General features: G+C 72.2%; 18 protein-coding genes. 8 read left to right on the forward strand and 10 right to left on the reverse strand.

The window, feature by feature from the left end; translation table 11 throughout:
• Nucleotides 1-74: 74 nt before the first annotated feature.
• The 4 genes from AB0D59_RS21115 to AB0D59_RS21130 all read right to left on the reverse strand — a co-directional run bounded on the left by AB0D59_RS21115 (nt 75) and on the right by AB0D59_RS21130 (nt 5,094).
• Nucleotides 75-908, reverse strand: coding sequence for an NAD(P)H-binding protein (locus AB0D59_RS21115; protein ID WP_362567316.1), 834 nt, complete (start codon nt 906-908; stop codon nt 75-77).
• A 113-nt stretch (nt 909-1,021) separates the two neighbouring features.
• Entirely contained in the window at nt 1,022-3,505 is a 2,484-nt protein-coding gene (gene pepN / locus AB0D59_RS21120; protein WP_362567319.1) for an aminopeptidase N, read from the reverse strand.
• Nucleotides 3,506-3,715: 210 nt separating this feature from the next.
• A complete protein-coding gene (locus tag AB0D59_RS21125; RefSeq protein ID WP_351732669.1) occupies nt 3,716-4,066 on the reverse strand; it encodes a chorismate mutase in 351 nt (116 codons plus the stop codon).
• A 95-nt stretch (nt 4,067-4,161) separates the two neighbouring features.
• Nucleotides 4,162-5,094 (reverse strand): AraC family transcriptional regulator, encoded by a 933-nt coding sequence (locus AB0D59_RS21130; protein ID WP_362567868.1) that lies wholly within the window; start codon nt 5,092-5,094, stop codon nt 4,162-4,164.
• Between the two features lie 107 nt (nt 5,095-5,201).
• Between AB0D59_RS21130 and AB0D59_RS21135 the strand changes: the two genes are divergently transcribed.
• A complete protein-coding gene (locus AB0D59_RS21135; protein ID WP_362567322.1) occupies nt 5,202-6,953 on the forward strand; it encodes a beta-galactosidase family protein in 1,752 nt (583 codons plus the stop codon).
• Nucleotides 6,954-7,107: 154 nt separating this feature from the next.
• A complete protein-coding gene (locus AB0D59_RS21140; protein ID WP_362567325.1) occupies nt 7,108-7,998 on the forward strand; it encodes a hypothetical protein in 891 nt (296 codons plus the stop codon).
• Between the two features lie 13 nt (nt 7,999-8,011).
• Here the strand turns inward: AB0D59_RS21140 and AB0D59_RS21145 are convergent, their stop codons facing one another.
• Both AB0D59_RS21145 and AB0D59_RS21150 read right to left on the reverse strand, forming a co-directional pair.
• On the reverse strand, nt 8,012-8,917 hold the full coding sequence (locus AB0D59_RS21145) for an SDR family oxidoreductase (protein ID WP_362567328.1): 906 nt from the start codon (nt 8,915-8,917) through the stop codon (nt 8,012-8,014).
• Nucleotide 8,918: 1 nt separating this feature from the next.
• Complete coding sequence (locus AB0D59_RS21150; protein WP_362567329.1) at nt 8,919-9,677, reverse strand: SDR family oxidoreductase; 759 nt, start codon at nt 9,675-9,677, stop codon at nt 8,919-8,921.
• A 125-nt stretch (nt 9,678-9,802) separates the two neighbouring features.
• On the opposite strand from AB0D59_RS21150, the gene AB0D59_RS21155 reads away from it, so the two are divergent.
• Genes AB0D59_RS21155 through AB0D59_RS21170 form a run of 4 tightly spaced genes read left to right on the forward strand, consistent with a single transcriptional unit; the run spans nt 9,803 to nt 13,182 of the window.
• The gene (locus AB0D59_RS21155) at nt 9,803-10,555 is read left to right on the forward strand and encodes an enoyl-CoA hydratase family protein (RefSeq protein ID WP_362567332.1); all 753 of its coding nucleotides are present in this window, start codon (nt 9,803-9,805) and stop codon (nt 10,553-10,555) included.
• Nucleotides 10,548-11,396, forward strand: coding sequence for a CoA-transferase (locus AB0D59_RS21160; RefSeq protein ID WP_362567334.1), 849 nt, complete (start codon nt 10,548-10,550; stop codon nt 11,394-11,396). Before AB0D59_RS21155 ends, AB0D59_RS21160 begins: the two co-directional genes overlap by 8 nt.
• Nucleotides 11,396-12,124, forward strand: a complete 729-nt coding sequence (locus AB0D59_RS21165) for a CoA-transferase (protein WP_362567335.1) — start codon at nt 11,396-11,398, stop codon at nt 12,122-12,124. Before AB0D59_RS21160 ends, AB0D59_RS21165 begins: the two co-directional genes overlap by 1 nt.
• Nucleotides 12,124-13,182, forward strand: coding sequence for a nitronate monooxygenase (locus AB0D59_RS21170; protein ID WP_362567338.1), 1,059 nt, complete (start codon nt 12,124-12,126; stop codon nt 13,180-13,182). Before AB0D59_RS21165 ends, AB0D59_RS21170 begins: the two co-directional genes overlap by 1 nt.
• Here AB0D59_RS21170 and AB0D59_RS21175 read toward each other — a convergent pair.
• The 3 genes from AB0D59_RS21175 to AB0D59_RS21185 are packed head-to-tail and all read right to left on the reverse strand — an operon-like array spanning nt 13,166 to nt 15,819.
• Nucleotides 13,166-14,323: an acetyl-CoA C-acetyltransferase gene (locus AB0D59_RS21175; RefSeq protein WP_362567340.1), complete on the reverse strand. Its 1,158-nt coding sequence runs from the start codon at nt 14,321-14,323 to the stop codon at nt 13,166-13,168. The genes AB0D59_RS21170 and AB0D59_RS21175 overlap by 17 nt on opposite strands.
• Nucleotides 14,324-14,369: 46 nt before the next feature.
• The gene (locus AB0D59_RS21180; RefSeq protein ID WP_362567343.1) at nt 14,370-15,005 is read right to left on the reverse strand and encodes a TetR/AcrR family transcriptional regulator; all 636 of its coding nucleotides are present in this window, start codon (nt 15,003-15,005) and stop codon (nt 14,370-14,372) included.
• 25 nt (nt 15,006-15,030) lie between these two features.
• A complete protein-coding gene (locus tag AB0D59_RS21185; RefSeq protein ID WP_362567345.1) occupies nt 15,031-15,819 on the reverse strand; it encodes an SDR family oxidoreductase in 789 nt (262 codons plus the stop codon).
• 53 nt (nt 15,820-15,872) lie between these two features.
• On the opposite strand from AB0D59_RS21185, the gene AB0D59_RS21190 reads away from it, so the two are divergent.
• Together AB0D59_RS21190 and AB0D59_RS21195 are read left to right on the forward strand one after the other, a co-directional pair.
• Nucleotides 15,873-17,012, forward strand: a complete 1,140-nt coding sequence (locus AB0D59_RS21190) for an acyl-CoA dehydrogenase family protein (RefSeq protein ID WP_362567870.1) — start codon at nt 15,873-15,875, stop codon at nt 17,010-17,012.
• 1 nt (nt 17,013) lies between these two features.
• The gene (locus AB0D59_RS21195) at nt 17,014-17,976 is read left to right on the forward strand and encodes an acyl-CoA dehydrogenase family protein (RefSeq protein ID WP_362567347.1); all 963 of its coding nucleotides are present in this window, start codon (nt 17,014-17,016) and stop codon (nt 17,974-17,976) included.
• 96 nt (nt 17,977-18,072) lie between these two features.
• On the opposite strand, the gene AB0D59_RS21200 is transcribed toward AB0D59_RS21195, so the two are convergent.
• Complete coding sequence (locus AB0D59_RS21200) at nt 18,073-19,734, reverse strand: cytochrome bc complex cytochrome b subunit (RefSeq protein WP_362567350.1); 1,662 nt, start codon at nt 19,732-19,734, stop codon at nt 18,073-18,075.
• Between the last annotated feature and the right edge of the window lie 61 nt (nt 19,735-19,795).

Raw genomic sequence — 19,795 nt, forward strand, 5'->3', positions numbered from 1 at the left:
TCACCGCCTCACCGCCTCACCGCCTCACCGCCTCACCGCCTCACCGCCTCACCGCCTCACCGCCTCCAGGAGCATCAGGGCTGGAAGTCGGTCGTGTGGTCCTCGGCCCACTGCTCGAAGGTGCGGGCCGGGCTGCCGGTGATCTCCTCGACCGTGGTGGTGATCTCGGGAGCGACCCCGACGGTGTCCGCGAAGGTCTTCAGGAGGCCCCTCACCAGCTCCGGCGGTGTCTGCGGGAAGAGCAGCGGGCCCGCCTCCGCCGGCCCCACCTCGACGAAGGCCAGGTCCCGGCCGACGGCTCGCCCGATCGCCGCGATCTGGTCGGTGTTGGTGGTGGCGGCGGGGCCGGTGAGGCGGTGGACGGCACCCTCGTGGCCGTCGTCGAGGAGGGCGCGTTCCGCGACGGCGGCGATGTCGTCCTCGTGGATGGGTGCCGTGAGCATGTCGGCGAAGACACCGCGGACGGTGTGGCCGGCCCGGATCTGCGGCGCCCACTGGAGGGCGTTGGTGGCGAACGCGTTGGGGCGCAGGAACGTCCAGGCGAGGCCGCTGTCGCGGATCTGCCGCTCGGCGGTGGCGTGCATGGCGTGGATCGGGTGGGTCTCGTCGGCGCCCTCCCGGATGATCCCGGAGGAGAGCAGGACGACCTGCCGCACCCCGGCCGCGCGAGCCGCCTCCAGCAGCTCGGGCATCCGGCCACCGGCGCCCTGGACGTACAGGAAGACCTTGTCCGCGCCCTCGAACAGGGCGCCCTGGTCGTCCGGCCGGAACTCCACCACCTCGGCCTTGTCGGGCAGTCCGGCCCGCTCCGGGGCACGGGTGAGCGCCCGCACGGGCCGCCCGGCGGCGACGAGACGGCCGACGAGGGCACGGCCGACGTTGCCGGTGGCACCGGTGACTACGATCACGGGTCTCTCCCTGGGTCTCTGATGCATCTTCGGCACCGAGCCTAGGAGCGGCGGCCGATCCCCGCATCGTCATCGGGGACCAGCCGCGCTCGTGTCGTCCTACGTCCGCCGCCCTACGCCTCGCGGACCCGCAGTGCCCGCTCCAGGTCGTCGAGTTCGTCGGTCAGGCGGCGCCGCAGGGCCGTGACCGGGTCGGCGTCGCGCAGACAGGCCCGGCCCAGGGCGAGGTTCTCGGCGTCGACGGCGTGGGCGGGGAAGGCCTCGCGGCCGGCGACGGCGGCGATGGCGGGGCCGCGCCGGGCGGCGACGGCGGCCGCGTCCTGGTAGTAGCGCGGCACGTACTCCCGGACCAGGTCGGCCTGTTCGGGGTGCCAGAAGCCCTGGGCGGTGGCGGTGAACAGGTAGTTGGACAGGTCGTCGCCGGTGAACATCGCCTCCCAGGCCCTGCGCTTGGCCTCGGGGTCGGGCAGCGCGGCCCGGCAGCGGGCGGCGCCCTCCTGGCCGCTGGCGCTGGGGTCGCGGGCCAGTTCGGCGGCGATCTGCGCCTCGTCGGTGGCGCCGAGGACGGCGAGCCGGCTCAGGATGCGCCAGCGCAGCTCGGGGTCGAGCTCGGGGCCGCCCGGCACGGTGCCCTCGGCGAGCCAGGCGGCGATGGCGTCGGGATGGGCGGCCGCGCGGATGAAGTGCCGTACGGCGATCAGGCGCAGGCCGGGGTTGTCGCCGTCCTCGGTGCGCCGGATGAAGTCGCGGCACAGGGCGGAGACGGTGGCGAGGGCGGCCGGGCGGTCCTCCGGCCTGAGGTACCGGTCGACGACGTGGACCGCGGTGAAGGCCAGCACGCCCTGGACGAGGGCGAGGTCCCTCTCGCGCGGGAGATGGGCGCGGGCGGCCTCCAGGTAGTCGGCGGGCGGGAGTTCGCCGTCGCGGACGGCGTCCCGCAGGGCGTTCCACACCACCGCGCGGGTGAGCGGGTCGGGCAGGCCCGACAGGTCGGTGCGGACGGTCCTGGCGGACTCGGCGTCGAAGCGGACCTTGGCGTAGGTCAGGTCGCCGTCGTTGAGCAGAACCAGCGCGGGGCGCTTGCCGAGGGCCTGTGGGGCGTTCTGCGGGATGTCGAGGTCGATGCGCTCGCGCAGGGTGAGCCGGCCCTCGTCGGCGAGGTCCCGGTCGTAGACGCCGACGCAGACGCGGTGCGGGCGGCTGCCGGTGCGCTCGACGGTCAGGGTGCGGGTGCCGTCGGGGGCGGCGGCGAGGACCGGGGTGAGGGTGTCGACGCCGGTGGTGCGCAGCCAGGCGTCGGCCCAGGCGTGCACGTCGCGTTCGGTGGCGGTGGCGAGGGAGTCGATGAAGTCGGCGAGGGTGGCGTTGCCGAACCGGTGCCGCCGGAAGTGGATGTTGATGCCGGCGAGGAAGTCCTTCTCGCCCATCCAGGCGACCAGTTGGCGCAGCGCGGAGGCGCCCTTGGCATAGGAGATGCCGTCGAAGTTGAGCAGGGCGGCTGCGGTGTCGTCGACGGCGTCGGGGGCGACCGGGTGGGTGGAGGGGCGCTGGTCGGCGTCGTAGCCCCAGGCCTTGCGGGACACGCCGAAGTCGACCCAGGTCTCCGTGAAGCGAGTGGCCTCGGTGAGGGTCTGGTAGCCCATGTACTCGGCGAACGACTCGTTCAGCCAGATGTCGTCCCACCACTTCAGGGTGACGAGGTCGCCGAACCACATGTGGGCCATCTCGTGGGCGATGACCATCGCACGGGTCTGCCGCTGGGTGTCGGTGACGGCGGAGCGGTAGACGAACTCGTCGCGGAAGGTGACCAGGCCGGGGTTCTCCATGGCGCCGGCGTTGAACTCGGGGACGAACGCCTGGTCGTAGGAGTCGAAGGGGTAGGGCTCCTCGAACTTCTCGTGGTAGCGGTCGTAGCACGCGCGCGTGATGTCGAGGATCTCCTCGGCGTCGGCGTCGAGGTGCGGTGCGAGCGAGCGGCGGCAGTGGATGCCGAAGGGCAGGCCGCGGTGCTCGGTGCGCACCGAGTGCCAGGGGCCGGCGGCGACGGCGACCAGGTAGGTGGAGATCAGCGGGGTGGCGGCGGCCCGCCAGTGGCCCTCGCCGAGGTGCTCGGTGACCCCGTTGGCCAGCACGGTCCAGTCCTCGGGGGCCTTGACGGACAGCTCGAAGACGGCCTTCAGGTCGGGCTGGTCGAAGGCGGCGAAGACGCGCTGTATGTCGTCCAGGAAGACCTGCGTGTAGACGTACGTCTCGTCGTCCGTGGGGTCGGTGAAGCGGTGCATGCCCTCGCCGGTGCGGGAGTAGCGCATCGTGGCGTCGACGCGCAGCTCGTGCTCCCCGGCGGTGAGGTTCTTCAGGGGCAGCCGGTCCTGGTCCAGCGCCCCGGGGTCGAGGGGCTGTCCGTCGAGGCTGACGGCGCGCACTTCGACGGGCTTCATCTCGACGAAGGTGTCGCCGTCGGACCGGGCCGTGAACCTGATCACTGTTCGGGAGTCGAAGGTCTCGTCCCCGGTGGTCAGGTCGAGGTCGATCGTGTAGCGGTGGACGTCGAGGAGCTCGGCGCGGCTCTGCGCTTCGTCGCGAGTCAGTACGGACATGCGGGCCATGCTGCCCGATGACACCGACAACGCACAGAGGCGGGAGCGGTACGCGGCTTATGTCCGCTCTCTGGTCGTGCGGCGGGACGGGACGGCGCCGGTGGACGCGGTGCGGCCGGCGGCCGGCCCGGCCGGTGAGCACCTGTTCGAGCGCCTCGTCACCGCCGGTGGCCCGGCGGGGCCGGACGCTCTGCGGGGCGTGCGGTCGGGTCAGTGCGCGTCCGCCGGCCGGCCGCCGACGGTGTCCTCGGCGATGGACTCGTGGTGTCTGATCACCTCGGCGATGATGAAGGTCAGGAACTTCTCGGCGAAGGCCGGGTCTAGCTTGGCGTTCTCGGCGAGGGCGCGCAGCCGGGCGATCTGGCGGGCCTCGCGGGCCGGGTCCGCCGGGGGCAGCCGGTGGACCGCCTTGAGGCGGCCGACCTGCTGGGTGGCCTTGAAGCGTTCGGCGAGCATGTGGACGACGGCCGCGTCGATGTTGTCGATGCTGTCGCGCAGCCGGCCGAGCTCGGCGCGGACGGCGGGGTCGACGTCACCGGTACCGGTGTTGCTGGTGGTCATGGGCGTCAACCCTAAGGGGACGACCCCGTGATCACTAAGGGCCGTCCCCTCCAGGCCGCCGTCCTCCAGGCCGCCGTCGCCGAGGCCGCCGCCGTTCAGCCGCCGCCGCTGAGCCCGTCCTCGCTGAGCCCGTCCTCGCTGAGCCCGTCGGCGCCGAGGCCGTCGGCGCCGAGGCCGTCGGCGCCGAGGCCGTCGTTCCAGTCGTCGGGGACGGCTCGGCTCTGCTGGGCACGGAAGCGTACGGGGGCCATGCCGACGCGGCGGGTGAACAGGCGGGAGAAGTAGGCCGGGTCGTCGTAGCCGACGCGGCGGGCGACGGCGGCGACGGAGAGTTCGGTGGTGGCGAGGAGTTCCTGGGCGCGGCCGAGCCGGATGCCGATCAGATAGTCCTTGGGGCTGCACCCGGCGATCCGGCGGACGGCGGTGCGCAGCTCGGCCGGGGTCATGCCGTGCCGGGCCGCGTGGTCGGCGACGGTCATGTCCGTGCAGGCGTCCCGGGCGAGCGCCGGCAGCACCGGATCCCCGTCGGGGGCGAGGTCGGCACGCGCGCGACGCAGGGCGACCAGCAGTTCGTGCACGGCGGCACCGGTCTCGACCTCCAGGAGGGGGTTGCCGCGGCGGGCGGCCCTGGCGATACGGGCGATGACGTCCCGGGGTCCGGCGGCGTCCGCCAGGGGCACCACGGGCCGCTCGGGCTCGATGTAGCCGAGCTCCGTGTAGGTGGCGGTGTCGGGTCCGGTGAAGGTCACGAAGGCCTCGTCCCAGCCGCTGTCCGGGTCGGGCCCGTAGTGGTGCGGGACGCCCGGCGTCAGCCACACCAGCGCGGGCGCGCTGACCGGCGTACGGCGCCCGTCGGGCGTGCGGTACCAGCCCCGGCCGGAGCTGATCACCACGGCGACGTGCCCGTCGAGCACGCGCGGGCCGACGGCGGGCACCGCGCCGTACTGGAGGCCGACGCCCTGGCAGACCAGGCCGAGGCGGTGGTGGACGGGGCCGGGTGTGAAGAACCGCATCCAGGTGCGGAAGATCGGCGCCCCTCCCGGCACTGCGCGCTCCTTCTTCTCGGCCCTTCAGTCCAACTGCTGCCGATCTTTGTCCATGGTCTCGGCGCCCGCCAGGGGGCCAAGGTGAGCCTATGAGCGACTTCACGGTGGGCGAAACGGATTTCCTGCTCGACGGCCGCCCGGTACGGCTGCTGTCCGGCGCGCTGCACTACTTCCGGGTGCACGAGGAGCAGTGGGACCACAGGCTGGCGCTGCTGCGGGCCATGGGGCTGAACTGCGTGGAGACGTACGTCCCGTGGAACCTGCACGAGCCGCGCCCGGGCTCCTTCCAGGACGTCCGGGCCCTCGGCCGCTTCCTGGACGCGGCGCGGGACGCGGGCCTGTGGGCGATCGTGCGCCCGGGGCCGTACATCTGCGCGGAGTGGGAGAACGGCGGTCTGCCGCACTGGGTGACGGGCGAGCTCGGCGCACGGGCACGCACGCGTGACGAGCGTTTCCTCCAGTACGTGGACCGCTGGTTCCACCGGCTGCTGTCCGAGGTCGTGCCCCGGCAGCTGGACCGGGGCGGCCCGGTGATCATGGTCCAGGTCGAGAACGAGTACGGCAGCTACGGCTCCGACGCCGACTACCTGGCCCATCTCACCGAGCTGCTGCGAGCGGAGGGCGTCACCGTGCCGCTGTTCACCTCGGACGGCCCCGAGGACCACATGCTCACCGGCGGTTCGGTCCCGGGGCTGCTCGCGACGGTGAACTTCGGCTCCCACGCGCGCGTGGCCTTCGAGACCCTGCGCCGGCACCAGCCGCGGGGCCCGCTGATGTGCATGGAGTTCTGGTGCGGCTGGTTCGACCACTGGGGCGGCGAGCACGTCGTACGGGACGCCGGGGACGCGACGGCGGCACTGCGCGAGATCCTCGACCGCGGGGCCTCCGTGAACGTCTACATGGCACACGGCGGCACCAACTTCGCCGGCTGGGCGGGCGCCAACCGGCCCGGCGGCGACCTGCACGAGGGCCCGCTGGAGGCGGACGTGACGTCGTACGACTACGACGCGCCGATCGACCAGTACGGCCGCCCCACGGAGAAGTTCTGGCGCTTCCGGGAGGTACTGGCCGGGTACCACGCCGAGCCGCTGCCCGAACCGCCGCCCGCGCCCGCCGGGTTGGTCTCCGCGGCCGACGTCACGGTCACCGGCTGGGCATCCCTGGCCGGTGTCCTGGAAGCACTCGGCGGCCCGGAACGCGTCCACGCCGTCCCGCCCACCTTCGAGGAGCTGGGCATCGGCCGGGGCCTGGTCCGCTACGCGGCGGACGTGCCGGGACCCCGCCGGCCGTATCCGCTCACCGCGCGGGGGCTGCGCGACCTGGCCGTCGTGTACGTCGACGGGGAGCGGGCCGGCGTGCTCACCGAGGAGGAACCCCAGCTCAAGGAGCCGATCGCCGGCCCCGCGCGCGTGGAGCTCTGGGTGGAGTCCCTGGGCCGTGTCAACTACGGCCCCCGCTCGGGCGAGACGAAGGGCATCACCGGCGGCCTCCTGCACGAGCGCCAGTTCCTGCACGGGGTACGCGCGCGGGGGCTGGATCTTGATGCGTTCGAGGGGGGTGTCGGGGCGGTTGCCTTCGACTCGCTCCCGGAGGACGGCACGCCCGGGCTCTACCGGGGCACGGTGACGGTCCACGGCGCCGGGGACGCCCGCCTGGAACTCCCCGGCTGGACCCGGGGCTTCGTGTGGATCAACGGCTTCAACCTGGGCCGCTACTGGTCGGCGGGCCCGCAGGAGTCGCTGTACGTGCCGGGTCCGGTCCTGAGGGAGGGCGAGAACGAGGTGTGGATCCTGGAACTCCAGGAGACAGACCAGCGAACAGTGCGGCTGGCGCCCCTCTAGGGGCGCGGGGCTGTATGGATGTGCGGCTATTCGCCGCGTGGGCGCGATCAGCCACCGCGAGCCCGCAGACATCGACCAACCTTCCGCCCCTATTTCCCCCGTCCCCCGCATACTGTGGAAGACAGCTCCAGCAGCGTCTGTGGGGGTAAGGGACGTGGCGAACGGCGGCCCGGTAGAACACGGCTACCCGCACCTGGACACCGTGCGGGCCGCCATCACGGCGTTGTACCGGCGCCTGTCCTACGACACCGTCCAGACCTTCGCCACCAGCGTGCTCCCCGCCGACGTCGCGTTCTGCGACACCGACGACCTCCACCTCGGCGCCCAGCGGGTCGCCCACGAGATGGTCCGGCACTTCCGGCTGCCGGACGCCCGGATGATCGTCGGCTTCCGGGAGATGACCCACGCGGCGAACGTCGAACTCACCGCGGGCCCCGAGTACTTCGTCGAGCTGAACGACCGTTTCCGCACCCACCGCGGGGACATCGGCGCGGCCCTCGCCCACGAGGTGATGCACGTCTATCTGCATCGGCTGGACCTGTCCTTCCCGAGCATCCCGGAGAACGAGATCCTCACGGACACCGCGACCACCTACCTGGGCGCGGGCTGGCTGCTGCTCGACGCCTACCGGGAGCACGGGGAGGCGTCCCAGAAGCTCGGCTATCTCACCCCGGAGGAGTTCGGCTACGTCCTGGCGAAGCGAGCCCTGGTCTTCCATGAGGACCCGTCCGTCTGGTTCACCAGCCCGCAGGCCTATACGGCGTACGAGAAGGGCATGGCCCGGGCCCGCCAGGACGAGGAGCAGCCGCCGCTGACCGCGGCGGGCTGGGCGGGCCGCCGCCGCTACGCCCGGGACCGCCGGCACGCCCCCGCGGCCCCGGCTCCGCACTCCGGCACCCCCTACACCTTCACCCCCGACGGGGGCGGTCAACTGCGGGTCTCGTTCCCGTGCCCGACCTGCCACCAGCGGATCAGGGTTCCGGTACGGGGCCGGGTCCGGGCCCGGTGCTCGCTGTGCCGGACGGTACTGGAGTGCGACACCTAGGCCGATCCGCCGGTCAGGCCCCGTACACCGCCCCCGGCGCCGCCGCCTCCGCCAGTAGTTTCAGTGCCGTCTCCCCCGCCTCGGCCGGGGTCCGGCGGGCGCCCTTGTCGGCGGTCGGTCCCGCTCGCCAGCCCTCCATGACGGTGATCCGGCCGCCCTCGGTCTCGAACACCCGCCCGGTGACTCCGGCGCTCGCGGCGGAGCCCAGCCAGACCACGAGCGGGGAGACGTTCTCCGGGGCCATGGCGTCGAAGCCGGAGTCGGGGGCGGCCATGGTCGCCGCGAACGCGCGCTCGGTCATCCGGGTGCGGGCGGCCGGGGCGACGGCGTTGACCTGGACGCCGTAGCGGGCCAGTTCGGCGGCCGCGACCAGGGTGAGGCCGACGATGCCGGCCTTGGCGGCGCTGTAGTTGCCCTGCCCGACCGAGCCCAGCAGGCCGGCTCCGCTGCTGGTGTTGACGATCCGGGCCACCGGGGTGCGGCCCGCCCTGGCCTCGGCCCGCCAGTGCCCGGCCGCGTGCCGCAGTGGCAGGAAGTGGCCCTTGAGGTGCACCCGCATGACCGCGTCCCAGTCGTCCTCGCCGAGGTTGACGAGCATACGGTCGCGCAGGAAGCCGGCGTTGTTCACGAGGGTGTCGAGCCGGCCGTAGGTCTCGACGGCCGTGCCGATCAGCGAGGCGGCCCCGGCGGTGGTCGCGATGTCACCGCCGTGCGCGACCGCCTCGCCGCCGGCCGCGCGGATCTCGTCCACGACGGCCCCGGCGGGATGGTCCGGCCCCGGCACGCCGTCGAGGCCGACACCGAGGTCGTTGACGACGACCCGGGCGCCCTCGGCGGCGAAGGCCAGCGCGTGGGCCCGGCCGAGCCCGCGCCCGGCGCCGGTGACGACCACGACCCGGCCCGTGCAGATTCCGCTCATCTCAGTCCTCCTGGTCGGACGGCTTGTTGGCAGTCGCGGCATCGAGAAAGGGGGGCCGTTCCCCGCCGCCGTGCACGAGCAGGCTCGCCCCGCTGATGTAGGCGGCCGCGTCGGAGGCGAGGAAGACGGCGGCGGCCCCGATGTCGGACGGGGCGGCGAGGCGGCCCAGCGGGACGGTGCGGGAGACGGCGTCGACGCCGTCCCGGCCGCCGTAGTGGAGGTGGGCCAGCTCGGTGCGGACCATGCCGACGACCAGCGTGTTGACCCGGACCTCCGGTGCCCACTCCACTGCCATGGACCGGGCGAGGTTCTCCAGTCCCGCCTTGGCCGCGCCGTAGGCGGCGGAGCCCGGCGAGGGGCGGCCGCCGCTGACGCTGCCGATCATCACCACGGCTCCGCGGGCCCGCCGCAGGTGCTCGTACGCGGCGAGGGAAGCGGTCAGCGGGGTGAGGAGGTTCAGCTCGATCACCCGGGCGTGCCGCTCCGCGTCCGCTTCGGCGAGCCGCCGGTAGGGGGTGCCGCCCGCGTTGTTGACGAGCACGTCGACCCGGGGCAGGGCGTCGAAAAAGGCGCGCACGGCGGGCGGGTCGCGCAGGTCGAGGGGGGTGAACTCGACGCCGTCGAGGGGTTGTCCGGGCGGTCGGCGGGCACAGGTCAGAACGTGTGCGCCGGCCTCGGCGAAGGCCCGGGCGATCCCGGCGCCCACGCCCCTGGTTCCGCCGGTGACCACGACGGTCCGGCCGCGCAACGAGTCGTCCACAGGGCCTCGTTCCGGGTTTTCCACAGGGCCTCCCGCTTGCTCGCAGCGGCTGCTAGCTTCGAAGCCTCACACCTAACAAATGTTTGGTGGAAAGGTAGCTGAGTGCGAAGGTAGCTGATGCGTCCATGGGTGTCTCCACCTCGTTTCCGGAAAAGGGCGTCGCGCTGGTCACGGTCGATCACCCCCCGGTGAACGCGCTGCCGGTGCGCGGCTGGTTCGCGCTGGCGGAGGCGGTGCGCGCGGCGGGCCGCGACCCCGGGACCCGGTGCGTGGTGCTCGCCGCGCAGGGCCGCGGATTCAACGCGGGCGTGGACATCAAGGAGATACAGGCGGACGGGAACGAGGCATTGCTCGGCGCCAACCGGGGCTGCGCTGAGGCCTTCGCGGCGGTGTACGAGTGCGAGACCCCGGTGGTGGCGGCCGTGCACGGCTTCTGTCTGGGCGGCGGGATAGGCCTGGTGGGCAACGCGGACGCGATCGTGGCGAGCGAGGACGCCGTCTTCGGGCTGCCCGAGCTGGACCGGGGCGCGCTGGGCGCGGCCACGCATCTGGCCCGGCTGGTCCCGCCGCATCTGATGCGGACGCTGTACTACACCTCGCGCACGGCGACGGCGGCCCAACTGCACGCCCATGGCTCGGTGTGGCGGGTGGTACCGCGCGGGGAACTGTTCTCGGCGGCACTGGAGCTGGCCCGGGAGATAGCCGCCAAGGACGGCCGGCTGCTGCGCCTGGCCAAGGCCGCCCTCAACGGCATCGACCCCGTCGACGTGCGGCGCAGCTACCGATGGGAACAGGGCTTCACCTTCGAGGCCGCCCTCAGCGGGGTGGCCGACCGGGTCCGTGACACCTTCGGGAAGGAGGGTGCGGGGAGTGACTGACAAGACGATGACCGCGGACGAGGCCGTCGCCCGGCTGACCAGCGGCATGACCCTCGGCATCGGCGGCTGGGGTTCCCGACGCAAGCCGATGTCCCTGGTCAGAGCCGTGCTCCGGAGCGGCATCGACGACCTCACCGTGGTCTCCTACGGCGGCCCGGACGTCGGGATGCTGGTCGCGGCGGGCCGGGTGCGCAAGCTGGTGACGGCCTTCGTCACCCTCGACTCCATCCCGCTGGAACCGCACTACCGGGCGGCGCGCGAGCGCGGGGCGTTCGAGCTGACGGAGGTCGACGAGGGCATGTTCATGTGGGGCCTGCGCGCGGCCGCGCACCGGCTGCCCTTCCTGCCGGTGCGCGCGGGCCTCGGCTCGGACGTCATGCGGGTCAACCCCGGCCTGCGGACGGTGACGTCGCCGTACGACGACGGGGAGACGTTCGTGGCGATGCCCGCCCTGCGCCTGGACGCGGCCCTGGTCCACGTCAACCGTGCCGACCGGCTGGGCAACGGGCAGTATCTGGGCCCGGACCCGTACTTCGACGACCTGTTCTGCGAGGCGGCGGACACCGCCTATGTCTCCTGCGAACAGATCGTGGACACGGCCGAGTTGACGAAGACGGCGGCAGCACAGTCGCTGCTGGTCAAGCGGCTGAACGTGACGGGGGTGGTGGAGGCCCCGGGCGGCGCGCACTTCACCTCCTGCGCCCCCGACTACGGGCGGGACGAGGACTTCCAGCGGCTGTACGCGGCGACCCCGTGGGCGGAGTTCTCCGGGCGGTTCCTGGCCGGGGACGAGCAGGCCTACCTCTCGGCGGTGCGGAACTGGCAGGAGGAGCAGGGCTGATGGACGTACTGCGCGCCGACTACTGCGTCATCGCCTGCGCCGAGGCCTGGCGCGGCTCCGGTGAGATCCTGGCGAGCCCGATGGGCCTGATCCCCTCCCTGGGCGCCCGGCTGGCCCGGCTCACCTTCGCCCCTGACCTGCTGCTGACCGACGGCGAGGCCCTGCTGGTCCGTCCGGACGGCACCCCCGAGGGCTGGCTGCCGTACCGGCAGCACCTCGCCCTGGTGGCCGGTGGCCGCCGGCACGTGATGATGGGCGCGAGCCAGCTCGACCGGTACGGCAACCAGAACATCTCGGCCATCGGCGACTGGTCCCGGCCCCGCCGCCAGCTGCTCGGCGTGCGCGGGGCGCCCCTCAACACATTGAACAACCCGACGAGTTACTGGGTCCCGAAGCACTCCCGGCGGGTGTTCGTGGCGAAGGTCGACATGGTGTGCGGGGTGGGGTACGACCGGGTGGCCGAGCATCCCGGCATCGGCCGTTTCCACCGCATCCCGAGGGTCGTCACCGACCTCGGCGTCTTCGACTTCGAGACCCCGGACCGCTCGATGCGGCTGGCCGCACTGCATCCGGGGGTGAGCGTCGGCCAGGTGCGGGAGGCCACGGACTTCGAGCTCGCCGTCCCGGACGAGGTGCCGTACACCCGCGAACCGGGCCCGGAGGAGTTGCGGCTGCTCCGTGAGGTGCTGGATCCCGGCGGCGCGCGGACGAAGGAGGTCGCGGGCTGATGGAGACCGCGCTCACCCGGCTGGTCGGGGTCCGGTATCCGATCGTGCAGACGGGGATGGGCTGGGTTGCGGGCCCCCGTCTGGTCTCGGCGACTGCCAATGCCGGGGCCCTCGGCATCCTGGCCTCCGCGACGATGACCCTCGACCAGCTGCGGGCCGCGATAGCCGAGGTGCGGTGCCGTACGGACGCTCCGTTCGGGGTGAATCTGCGGGCGGACGCGGCCGACGCCGGTGACCGGGTGCGGCTGATCGTCGACGGGGGTGTGCGCGTGGCGTCCTTCGCACTCGCCCCCTCCCCCGAGCTGATCGCCGAGCTGAAGGAGGCGGGCGTGGTGGTGATCCCCTCGGTCGGGGCGCGGCGGCACGCCGAGAAGGTCGCGGCCTGGGGTGCGGACGCGGTGATCGTGCAGGGCGGTGAGGGCGGCGGGCACACCGGGGAGGTGGCGACGAGCGTGCTGCTGCCGCAGGTGGTGGACGCGGTGCGGATACCGGTGGTGGCCGCCGGGGGGTTCTTCGACGGGCGTGGGCTGGTGGCGGCGCTGGCGTACGGGGCGGCGGGGGTCGCGATGGGGACCCGTTTCCTGCTCACCTCGGACTCGACGGTGCCGGACGCGGTGAAGGCTAGATATCTGGGGGCGACGGTCAAGGACGTCACGGTGACCAGGGCGGTGGACGGGCTGCCGCACCGGATGCTGCGGACCTCGCTGGTCGACTCCCTGGAGAACACCGGCCGGACGCGACGGCTGCTGCGGGCCGTGCGCCATGCGGCCGCCTTCCGCAGACTCTCCGGGCTGAGCTGGCGGCAGATGGTCCGGGACGGTCTGTCCCTACGGCACGGCAAGGACCTGTCCTGGAGCCAGGTGCTGCTCGCCGCCAACACCCCGATGCTGCTCAGGTCGGCGATGGTGGACGGCCGCACGGATCTCGGGGTGATGGCGTCCGGGCAGGTCGCCGGGGTGATCGACGACCTGCCCTCGTGCGCGGAGCTGGTGGCCCGCGTCATGAAGGAGGCGGACGAGGTGGTGCGGGGGCTGGAGGGGCTCAGAGCCGCTCGATGATCGTCACGTTGGCCTGGCCGCCGCCCTCGCACATGGTTTGGAGGCCGAAGCGGCCGCCGGTGCGCTCCAGTTCGTGCAGGAGGGTGGTCATCAGCTTGACGCCGGTGGCGCCGAGCGGGTGGCCGAGGGCGATCGCGCCGCCGTTGACGTTGACCTTGGCGGGGTCGGCGCCGGTCTCCTTGAGCCAGGCCAGGACGACCGGGGCGAAGGCCTCGTTGATCTCGACGAGGTCGATGGCGTCGATGGTCAGGCCGGTCTTCTTCAGGGCGTGCGCGGTGGCCGGGATGGGGGCGGAGAGCATCCGGATGGGGTCCTCGCCGCGGACCGAGAGGTGGTGGACGCGGGCGCGGGGGCGCAACCCGTTTTCGCGGACGGCCCGTTCGGAGGCGAGCAGCATCGCGGCGGCGCCGTCGGAGACCTGGGAGGAGCAGGCGGCGGTGATGGTGCCGCCGTCGACGACCGGCTTGAGGGCGGCCATCTTCTCCAGGGAGGTGTCCCGGCGCGGCCCCTCGTCCACGGCGACCGGGCCGTAGGGCACGGTCTCGCGCTCGAAGCGGCCCTCGTCGATGGCGCGCAGCGCCCTGCGGTGGGAGTTCAGGGCGAACTCCTCCTGGTCCCGGCGGCTGATGCCCCACTTGGCGGCGATCATCTCGGCGCCGGCGAACTGGTTGACGGGCTGTCGGCCGTACCGGGCCCGCCAGCCCTCGCTGCCCAGGAAGGGGCCCTCGGTCAGCCCCAGCGGCTCGGCGGCCTGCCGGGAGGCGAAGGCGATCGGGATCTGGGACATGTTCTGGACGCCGCCGGCGACCACCAGGTCCTGGGTGCCGGAGAGCACAGCCTGCGCGGCGAAGTGCACGGCCTGCTGGGAGGAGCCGCACTGCCGGTCGACGGTCACGCCCGGCACCTCCTCGGGCAGCCCGGCCGCCAGCCAGGCGGTCCGGGCGATGTCACCGGCCTGTGGTCCGACCGCGTCGAGGCAGCCGAAGACGACGTCCTCGACGGCCGCCGGGTCCACGCCCGACCGCTGGACCAGGGCGGTCAGCACATGGGCGCCCAGATCGGCCGGGTGGACCCCGCTCAGTCCGCCCCCGCGCCGCCCGACGGGCGTACGCACCGCTTCGACTATGTAGGCCTCGGCCATGTCAGCAACTCCCTGACCAGAAAGGGGTTTTCAGCGAATGGGTGAGCTACTCACGGACGGCGATCCCGTCCAGCACCATCGACAGGTACTGCCGGGCGATCTCCTCCGGGCTGTGCTGTCCGCCGGGCCGGTACCAGGAGGCGGCGACCCACACGGTGTCGCGCACGAACCGGTAGGTGAGGCGGACGTCGAGGTCGGCGCGGAAGACGTGCGCGGCGACCCCGCGCTCCAGCGTGGCCAGCCACGCCTTCTCGAACTTGCGCTGCGAATCGGCGAGGAAGGCGAACCTCTCCTGCGCGACCAGTTGCTTGCTCTCCTTCTGGTAGATCGCGACGGCGGCGCGGTGCCGGTCGATCTCCCGGAAGGACTCGGTGACCAGGGCTTCGAGGGTCTCGCGTGGACCGAGTCCGGCGTCCAGGACGATGTCGTAGCCGCCCCAGAGCTCGTCGAGGAAGGTCCGCAGGATCTCCTCCAGCATCGATTCCTTGGAGTCGAAGTGGTAGTAGAGGCTGCCCGCGAGCATGCCCGCGTGGTCCGCGATCTTTCGTACGGTGGTGGCGTTGTAGCCCTGCTCGGCGAAGACCTCGGCGGCGGTTTCGAGGAGTTCGCGGCGTCGAGCGGGAGCGGCGGCGGCCGCGCGCCTGTTCGTGGCGGTCACCTGGGGCTTCTTCTTGGTCGGCACGGGTCCATTGTGAGCACTCCGGTGGTCAGGGATGCTGACTGCTGACGGAGACGACCTCTCCCGTGAGGTAGGAGGAGTAGCCGGACGCCAGGAAGACGATCGCGTTGGCCACTTCCCAGGGCTCGGCGTACCGGCCGAAGGCCTCGCGTGCGGTCAGCTCCTCCAGCAGTTCGGCGGAGGTCACCTTCACCAGGTGCGGATGCATGGCGAGGCTCGGCGCCACGGCGTTGACCCGCACCCCGTACTCGGCCGCCTCGATCGCCGCGCACCGGGTCAGCGCCATCACGCCGGCCTTGGCGGCGGCGTAGTGCGCCTGGCCGGCCTGGGCGCGCCAGCCGACGACGGAGGAGTTGTTGACGACGACCCCGCCCCGTCCGCTCTCGCGGAAGAGCCGCAGTGCGGCGCGCAGGCATCGGAAGGTGCCGTTGAGAGTGACGTCCAGGACCCGCGCCCACTGCTCGTCGTCCATGTCGACCAGAGCCGAAGTCCCGCCCAGACCTGCGTTGTTGACGACGATGTCCAGCCGCCCGTGGTCCCGTACGGCGGCGTCGAACAGGGTCCGCACCTGGGCTTCGTCGGTCACATCGCACGGGAGCGCGGTCACGGCGCCCGGATGCGCACCCGCCAGCTCGGCCTCGTACTCCTTCAGCCGTCGCGTGTGCGCGTCGCTGATCAGTACGCGCGCGCCCTCCTCCAGGAAGCGGCGTGCGGTGGCACCGCCGATCCCCGCCCCGGCCGCGGCGGTGACGACGGCCGTGCGTCCTGCCAGCAGCCCGTGCCCGGGCACGTACTCCGGACTCTCGACGCCTGTCATACGACCACGCTAACCTACCAAACACTTGTTAGGGAAGGATGGTGACGGCGACCGTGGACCTCACCCACACCCCGGCCGACGAGGAGTTCCGCGCCGAGGCCCGCGCCTGGCTCACGGAGCACGTACCCGACCCCCCGCTCCCCTCCCTGGAGACCGCGGAGGGCTTCGCTGCGCACCGCGCGTGGGAGGCCGAACTGGCCGCGGACCGCTGGTCGGTGGTGTCCTGGCCCGAGCGGTACGGCGGCCGCGACGCGGGGCTGATCCGCTGGCTGGTCTTCGAGGAGGAGTACCACGCGGCGGGCGCGCCGGGCCGGGTCGGCCAGAACGGCATCAGCCTGCTCGCGCCGACCCTCTTCGACCACGGCACGGAGGAACAACGCGCGCGGGTACTGCCGCCGATGGCCACCGGCGAGGTGGTCTGGGCGCAGGCCTGGTCCGAGCCCGGGGCCGGTTCCGATCTGGCCTCCCTCACCTCCAGGGCGGTACGGACGGACGGCGGCTGGCTGCTCGGCGGCCAGAAGACCTGGTCGTCACGGGCCGCGTTCGCCGACCGCGCGTTCGGCCTGTTCCGCAGCGATCCAGACGCGCCCAAGCCGCACCAGGGGCTCACCTATCTGATGTTCGACCTGCGCGCCCCGGGGGTCACGGTCCGCCCGATCGGCCGCCTCGACGGCAAGCCGGCCTTCGCGGAACTCTTCCTGGACGAGGTGTTCGTACCCGACGAGGACGTGATCGGCGAGCCGGGCCAGGGCTGGCGGACAGCGATGTCGACGGCGGCGAACGAACGGGGGCTGACGCTGCGGTCGCCGGGCCGGTTCCTGGCCGCCGCCGACCGGTTGCTGCACCTGTGGCGGACACGGGGCGCCCCGGAGTCCGCCGCGGGCCGGGTGGCCGACGCCGTCATCGGCGCCCGCGCCTACCAGCTCTTCACCTACGCGGCCGCCTCCCGCTTCCTGGACGGCGAGTCGCTCGGCCCCGAGTCCAGCCTGAACAAGGTGTTCTGGTCCGAACTGGACCTGGCGCTGCACGAGACGGCACTCGATCTGCTGGGCACCCAGGGCGAGATGGCGGACACCTCATGGTCCGAGGGATACGTGTTCTCGCTCGCCGGGCCCCTCTACGCGGGCACCAACGAGATCCAGCGCGACATCATCGCCGAGCGCCTGCTCGGCCTGCCGAAGGGACGCCGCTGACATGCGTTTCCTCCTCGACACCGAACAGCGTGACTTCGCGGACTCCCTGCGGGCACTGCTGGCGGCGGCGGACACACCGGCGGTGGTCCGGGAGTGGAGCCGCGGGGAGCATACGAGCGGGCGGGCGCTGTGGCGGCGTATCGGCGCGGCGGGGGTGTTCGGTCTCGCGGTGCCCGAGGAGTACGGAGGGGAAGGGCGCCGAGCCGTCGAACTCGCCCTCGCTTTCGTGGAGTTGGGGCGGTATGCGGTGCCCGGGCCGCTGGTGGAGACGGTGGCCGCGGCGGTGCTGCTCGGTGAGCGGACCGACCTCGCGAAGCGGTTTCTGCCGGGGATCGCCTCGGGAGAGAACCTGGCGACGGTGACGGTCGCCGAGCACGGGTACGGGTACGCGCTGGACGGGGACGCGGCGGACCTGCGGCTCGCCGCGACGCCGGAGGGTGTGCGGCTCTCCCCCGGCGCCGGTGCGGTACGCCGGTCCCTGGACCCCGCGCGCCGGCTCACCCCGCTCGCCCCGGTCGGCGAGCTGATCAGCGCGGAGCCTGCGTGGGCGGATGTGCTGACCTGGGCCCGGCTGGCGGTGGCCGCGCAGGCGCTGGGGGTCGGGCTGGCACTGCTCGACAGCACGGTGGCGTACGTGAAGCAGCGGAGTCAGTTCGGAGTGCCCGTCGGCTCGTTCCAGGCGGTCAAGCACCGGCTGGCCGACGTGAAGATCGCGCTGGAGTTCGCCCGGCCGGTTGTCTTCGGGGCGGCGGTGACGATGACTCCGTCGGATGTGGCCGCGGCGAAGCTCAGCGCGTGCGGGGCGGCATACGCCGGGGCGCGGGCGGCACTGCAGTTGCACGGGGCGATCGGCTACACGGCGGAGTACGACCTGTCGTTGTGGCTGACCAAGGCGCGCGCGTTGCAGGCGGCTTGGGGGACGCCGGAGGAGTGCAGAGACACGGTTGTCAATGGCCGTACGTGAACCGCGGGCCGGTGGGGGCTGGTCGCGCCCACGCGGCGGTAGCCGCATATCCAATACAGCCCCGCGCCCCCAAAGGGGCGCTTCTCCTCGGGGCGCCTAATGGTGATCGCCGCTCGTGAGCTCCTTGTACTCCTCCCGCGTCGGCTTCGGGATGTGGGTTTCCGGGCCGAACATGCCCTTCGCCAGGCTCGCGCGTACCCGCTGGACGACCGTGGCCTTTCGGCGTACGCCGTTCGCGTCCTCCAGCGGGCCGATCTCGTACGGCGGGTTCTGTTCGTGCTGGGTCAGGACGAACAGGCCGTCCTGGCTGAGGGGTTCGTGGACCTCGATGTACTCGCCGTGCGGAAGCATCTTGATGAGGCCGGTCTCCCGGCCGTGCAGCACCTTGTCGCGGTCCCGGCGTTGCAGGCCGAGGCAGATCCGCTTGGTGGTGATGAAGGCGAGGACGGGGACGACGAAGACGGCGATCCGCACGAACCAGGTGATCGAGTTGATGGAGAGGTGGAGATGGGTGGCCACGACGTCGTTGCCGCCGCCGATCAGCAGCACGAAGTACACGCTGAGCCAGGCCACGCCGAGAGCGGTGCGGACGGGCACGTTGCGCGGCCGGTCGAGGATGTGGTGCTCACGCTTGTCGCCGGTGATCCACGCCTCGATGAACGGATAGACGCCGATGGCCAGGAGGAAGAGCGGAAAGAGCGAGAAGGGGATGAAGACACCCAGCTCCAGGGTGTGGCCCCAGCCGTTGATCTCCCAGCCGGGCATCACCCGGATCAGCCCCTCGGAGAAGCCGAGATACCAGTCGGGCTGCGCGCCGGTGGTCACCAGGTCCGGGCGGTAGGGGCCGAAGGCCCACACCGGGTTGATGGTGGCGATGGCGCCGATGATCGCGAGGATGCCGAAGGTGAGGAAGAAGAAGCCGCCGGCCTTGGCCATGTAGACCGGCAGGAAGGGCATGCCGACGACGCTCTTCTGGTCGCGTCCGGGCCCGGGGTACTGGGTGTGCTTGTGGTAGAAGACCAGGATCAGGTGGGCCACCACCAGCCCCAGCATGATCCCGGGGAGCAGCAGGACGTGGATCGGGAAGAACCGGGAGATGATGTCGTGGCCCGGGAACTCCCCGCCGAACAGGAACATCGAGAGGTACGAGCCGACGATCGGGATCGACAGGATCGCGCCGTCGGCGAACCGGACGCCGGTGCCGGAGAGCAGGTCGTCGGGGAGCGAGTAGCCGGTCAGGCCGGTGAGGATGGCGAGGAACAACAGGGTCCAGCCGAACAGCCAGTTGACCTCCCGCGGCTTGCGGAAGGCGCCGGTGAAGAACACCCGCATCATGTGGACGAACATCCCGGCGACGAAGACCAGCGCCGCCCAGTGGTGGATCTGCCGGATCAGCAGTCCGCCGCGTACGTCGAAGCTGATGTGCAGCGTCGACTCGTACGCCTTGGTCATGATGATGCCGTTCATCGGCTCGTAGGAGCCGTGGTAGACGACCTCGGCGCCGCTGGGCTCGAAGAAGAGGGTGAGGTAGATGCCCGTGAGGATCAGGATGAGGAAGCTGTAGAGGCAGACCTCGCCCAGCATGAAGGACCAGTGGTCCGGGAACACCTTGCGCATGTTGGCCTTGGCCAGGCCATATATCCCCAGCCGCCCGTCGGCCCAGTCCGCGAGCTTCTCACCCTTGCCCGGCGGGTTCTCCCTGCTCGCCGAAGTCCCCACCCGTACCGAGCCGTTCACCGTTCGTGCCGCGTCGTCCATACGTCGCGTCGCCTCCCCGCCGGATCACCCCTCAGGGTGGCATGACAGGCCCCGACAGCCA

Origin of the sequence: Streptomyces sp. NPDC048417 (assembly GCF_040651615.1) — a bacterium.
Taxonomy (GTDB): Bacteria; Actinomycetota; Actinomycetes; order Streptomycetales; family Streptomycetaceae; genus Streptomyces.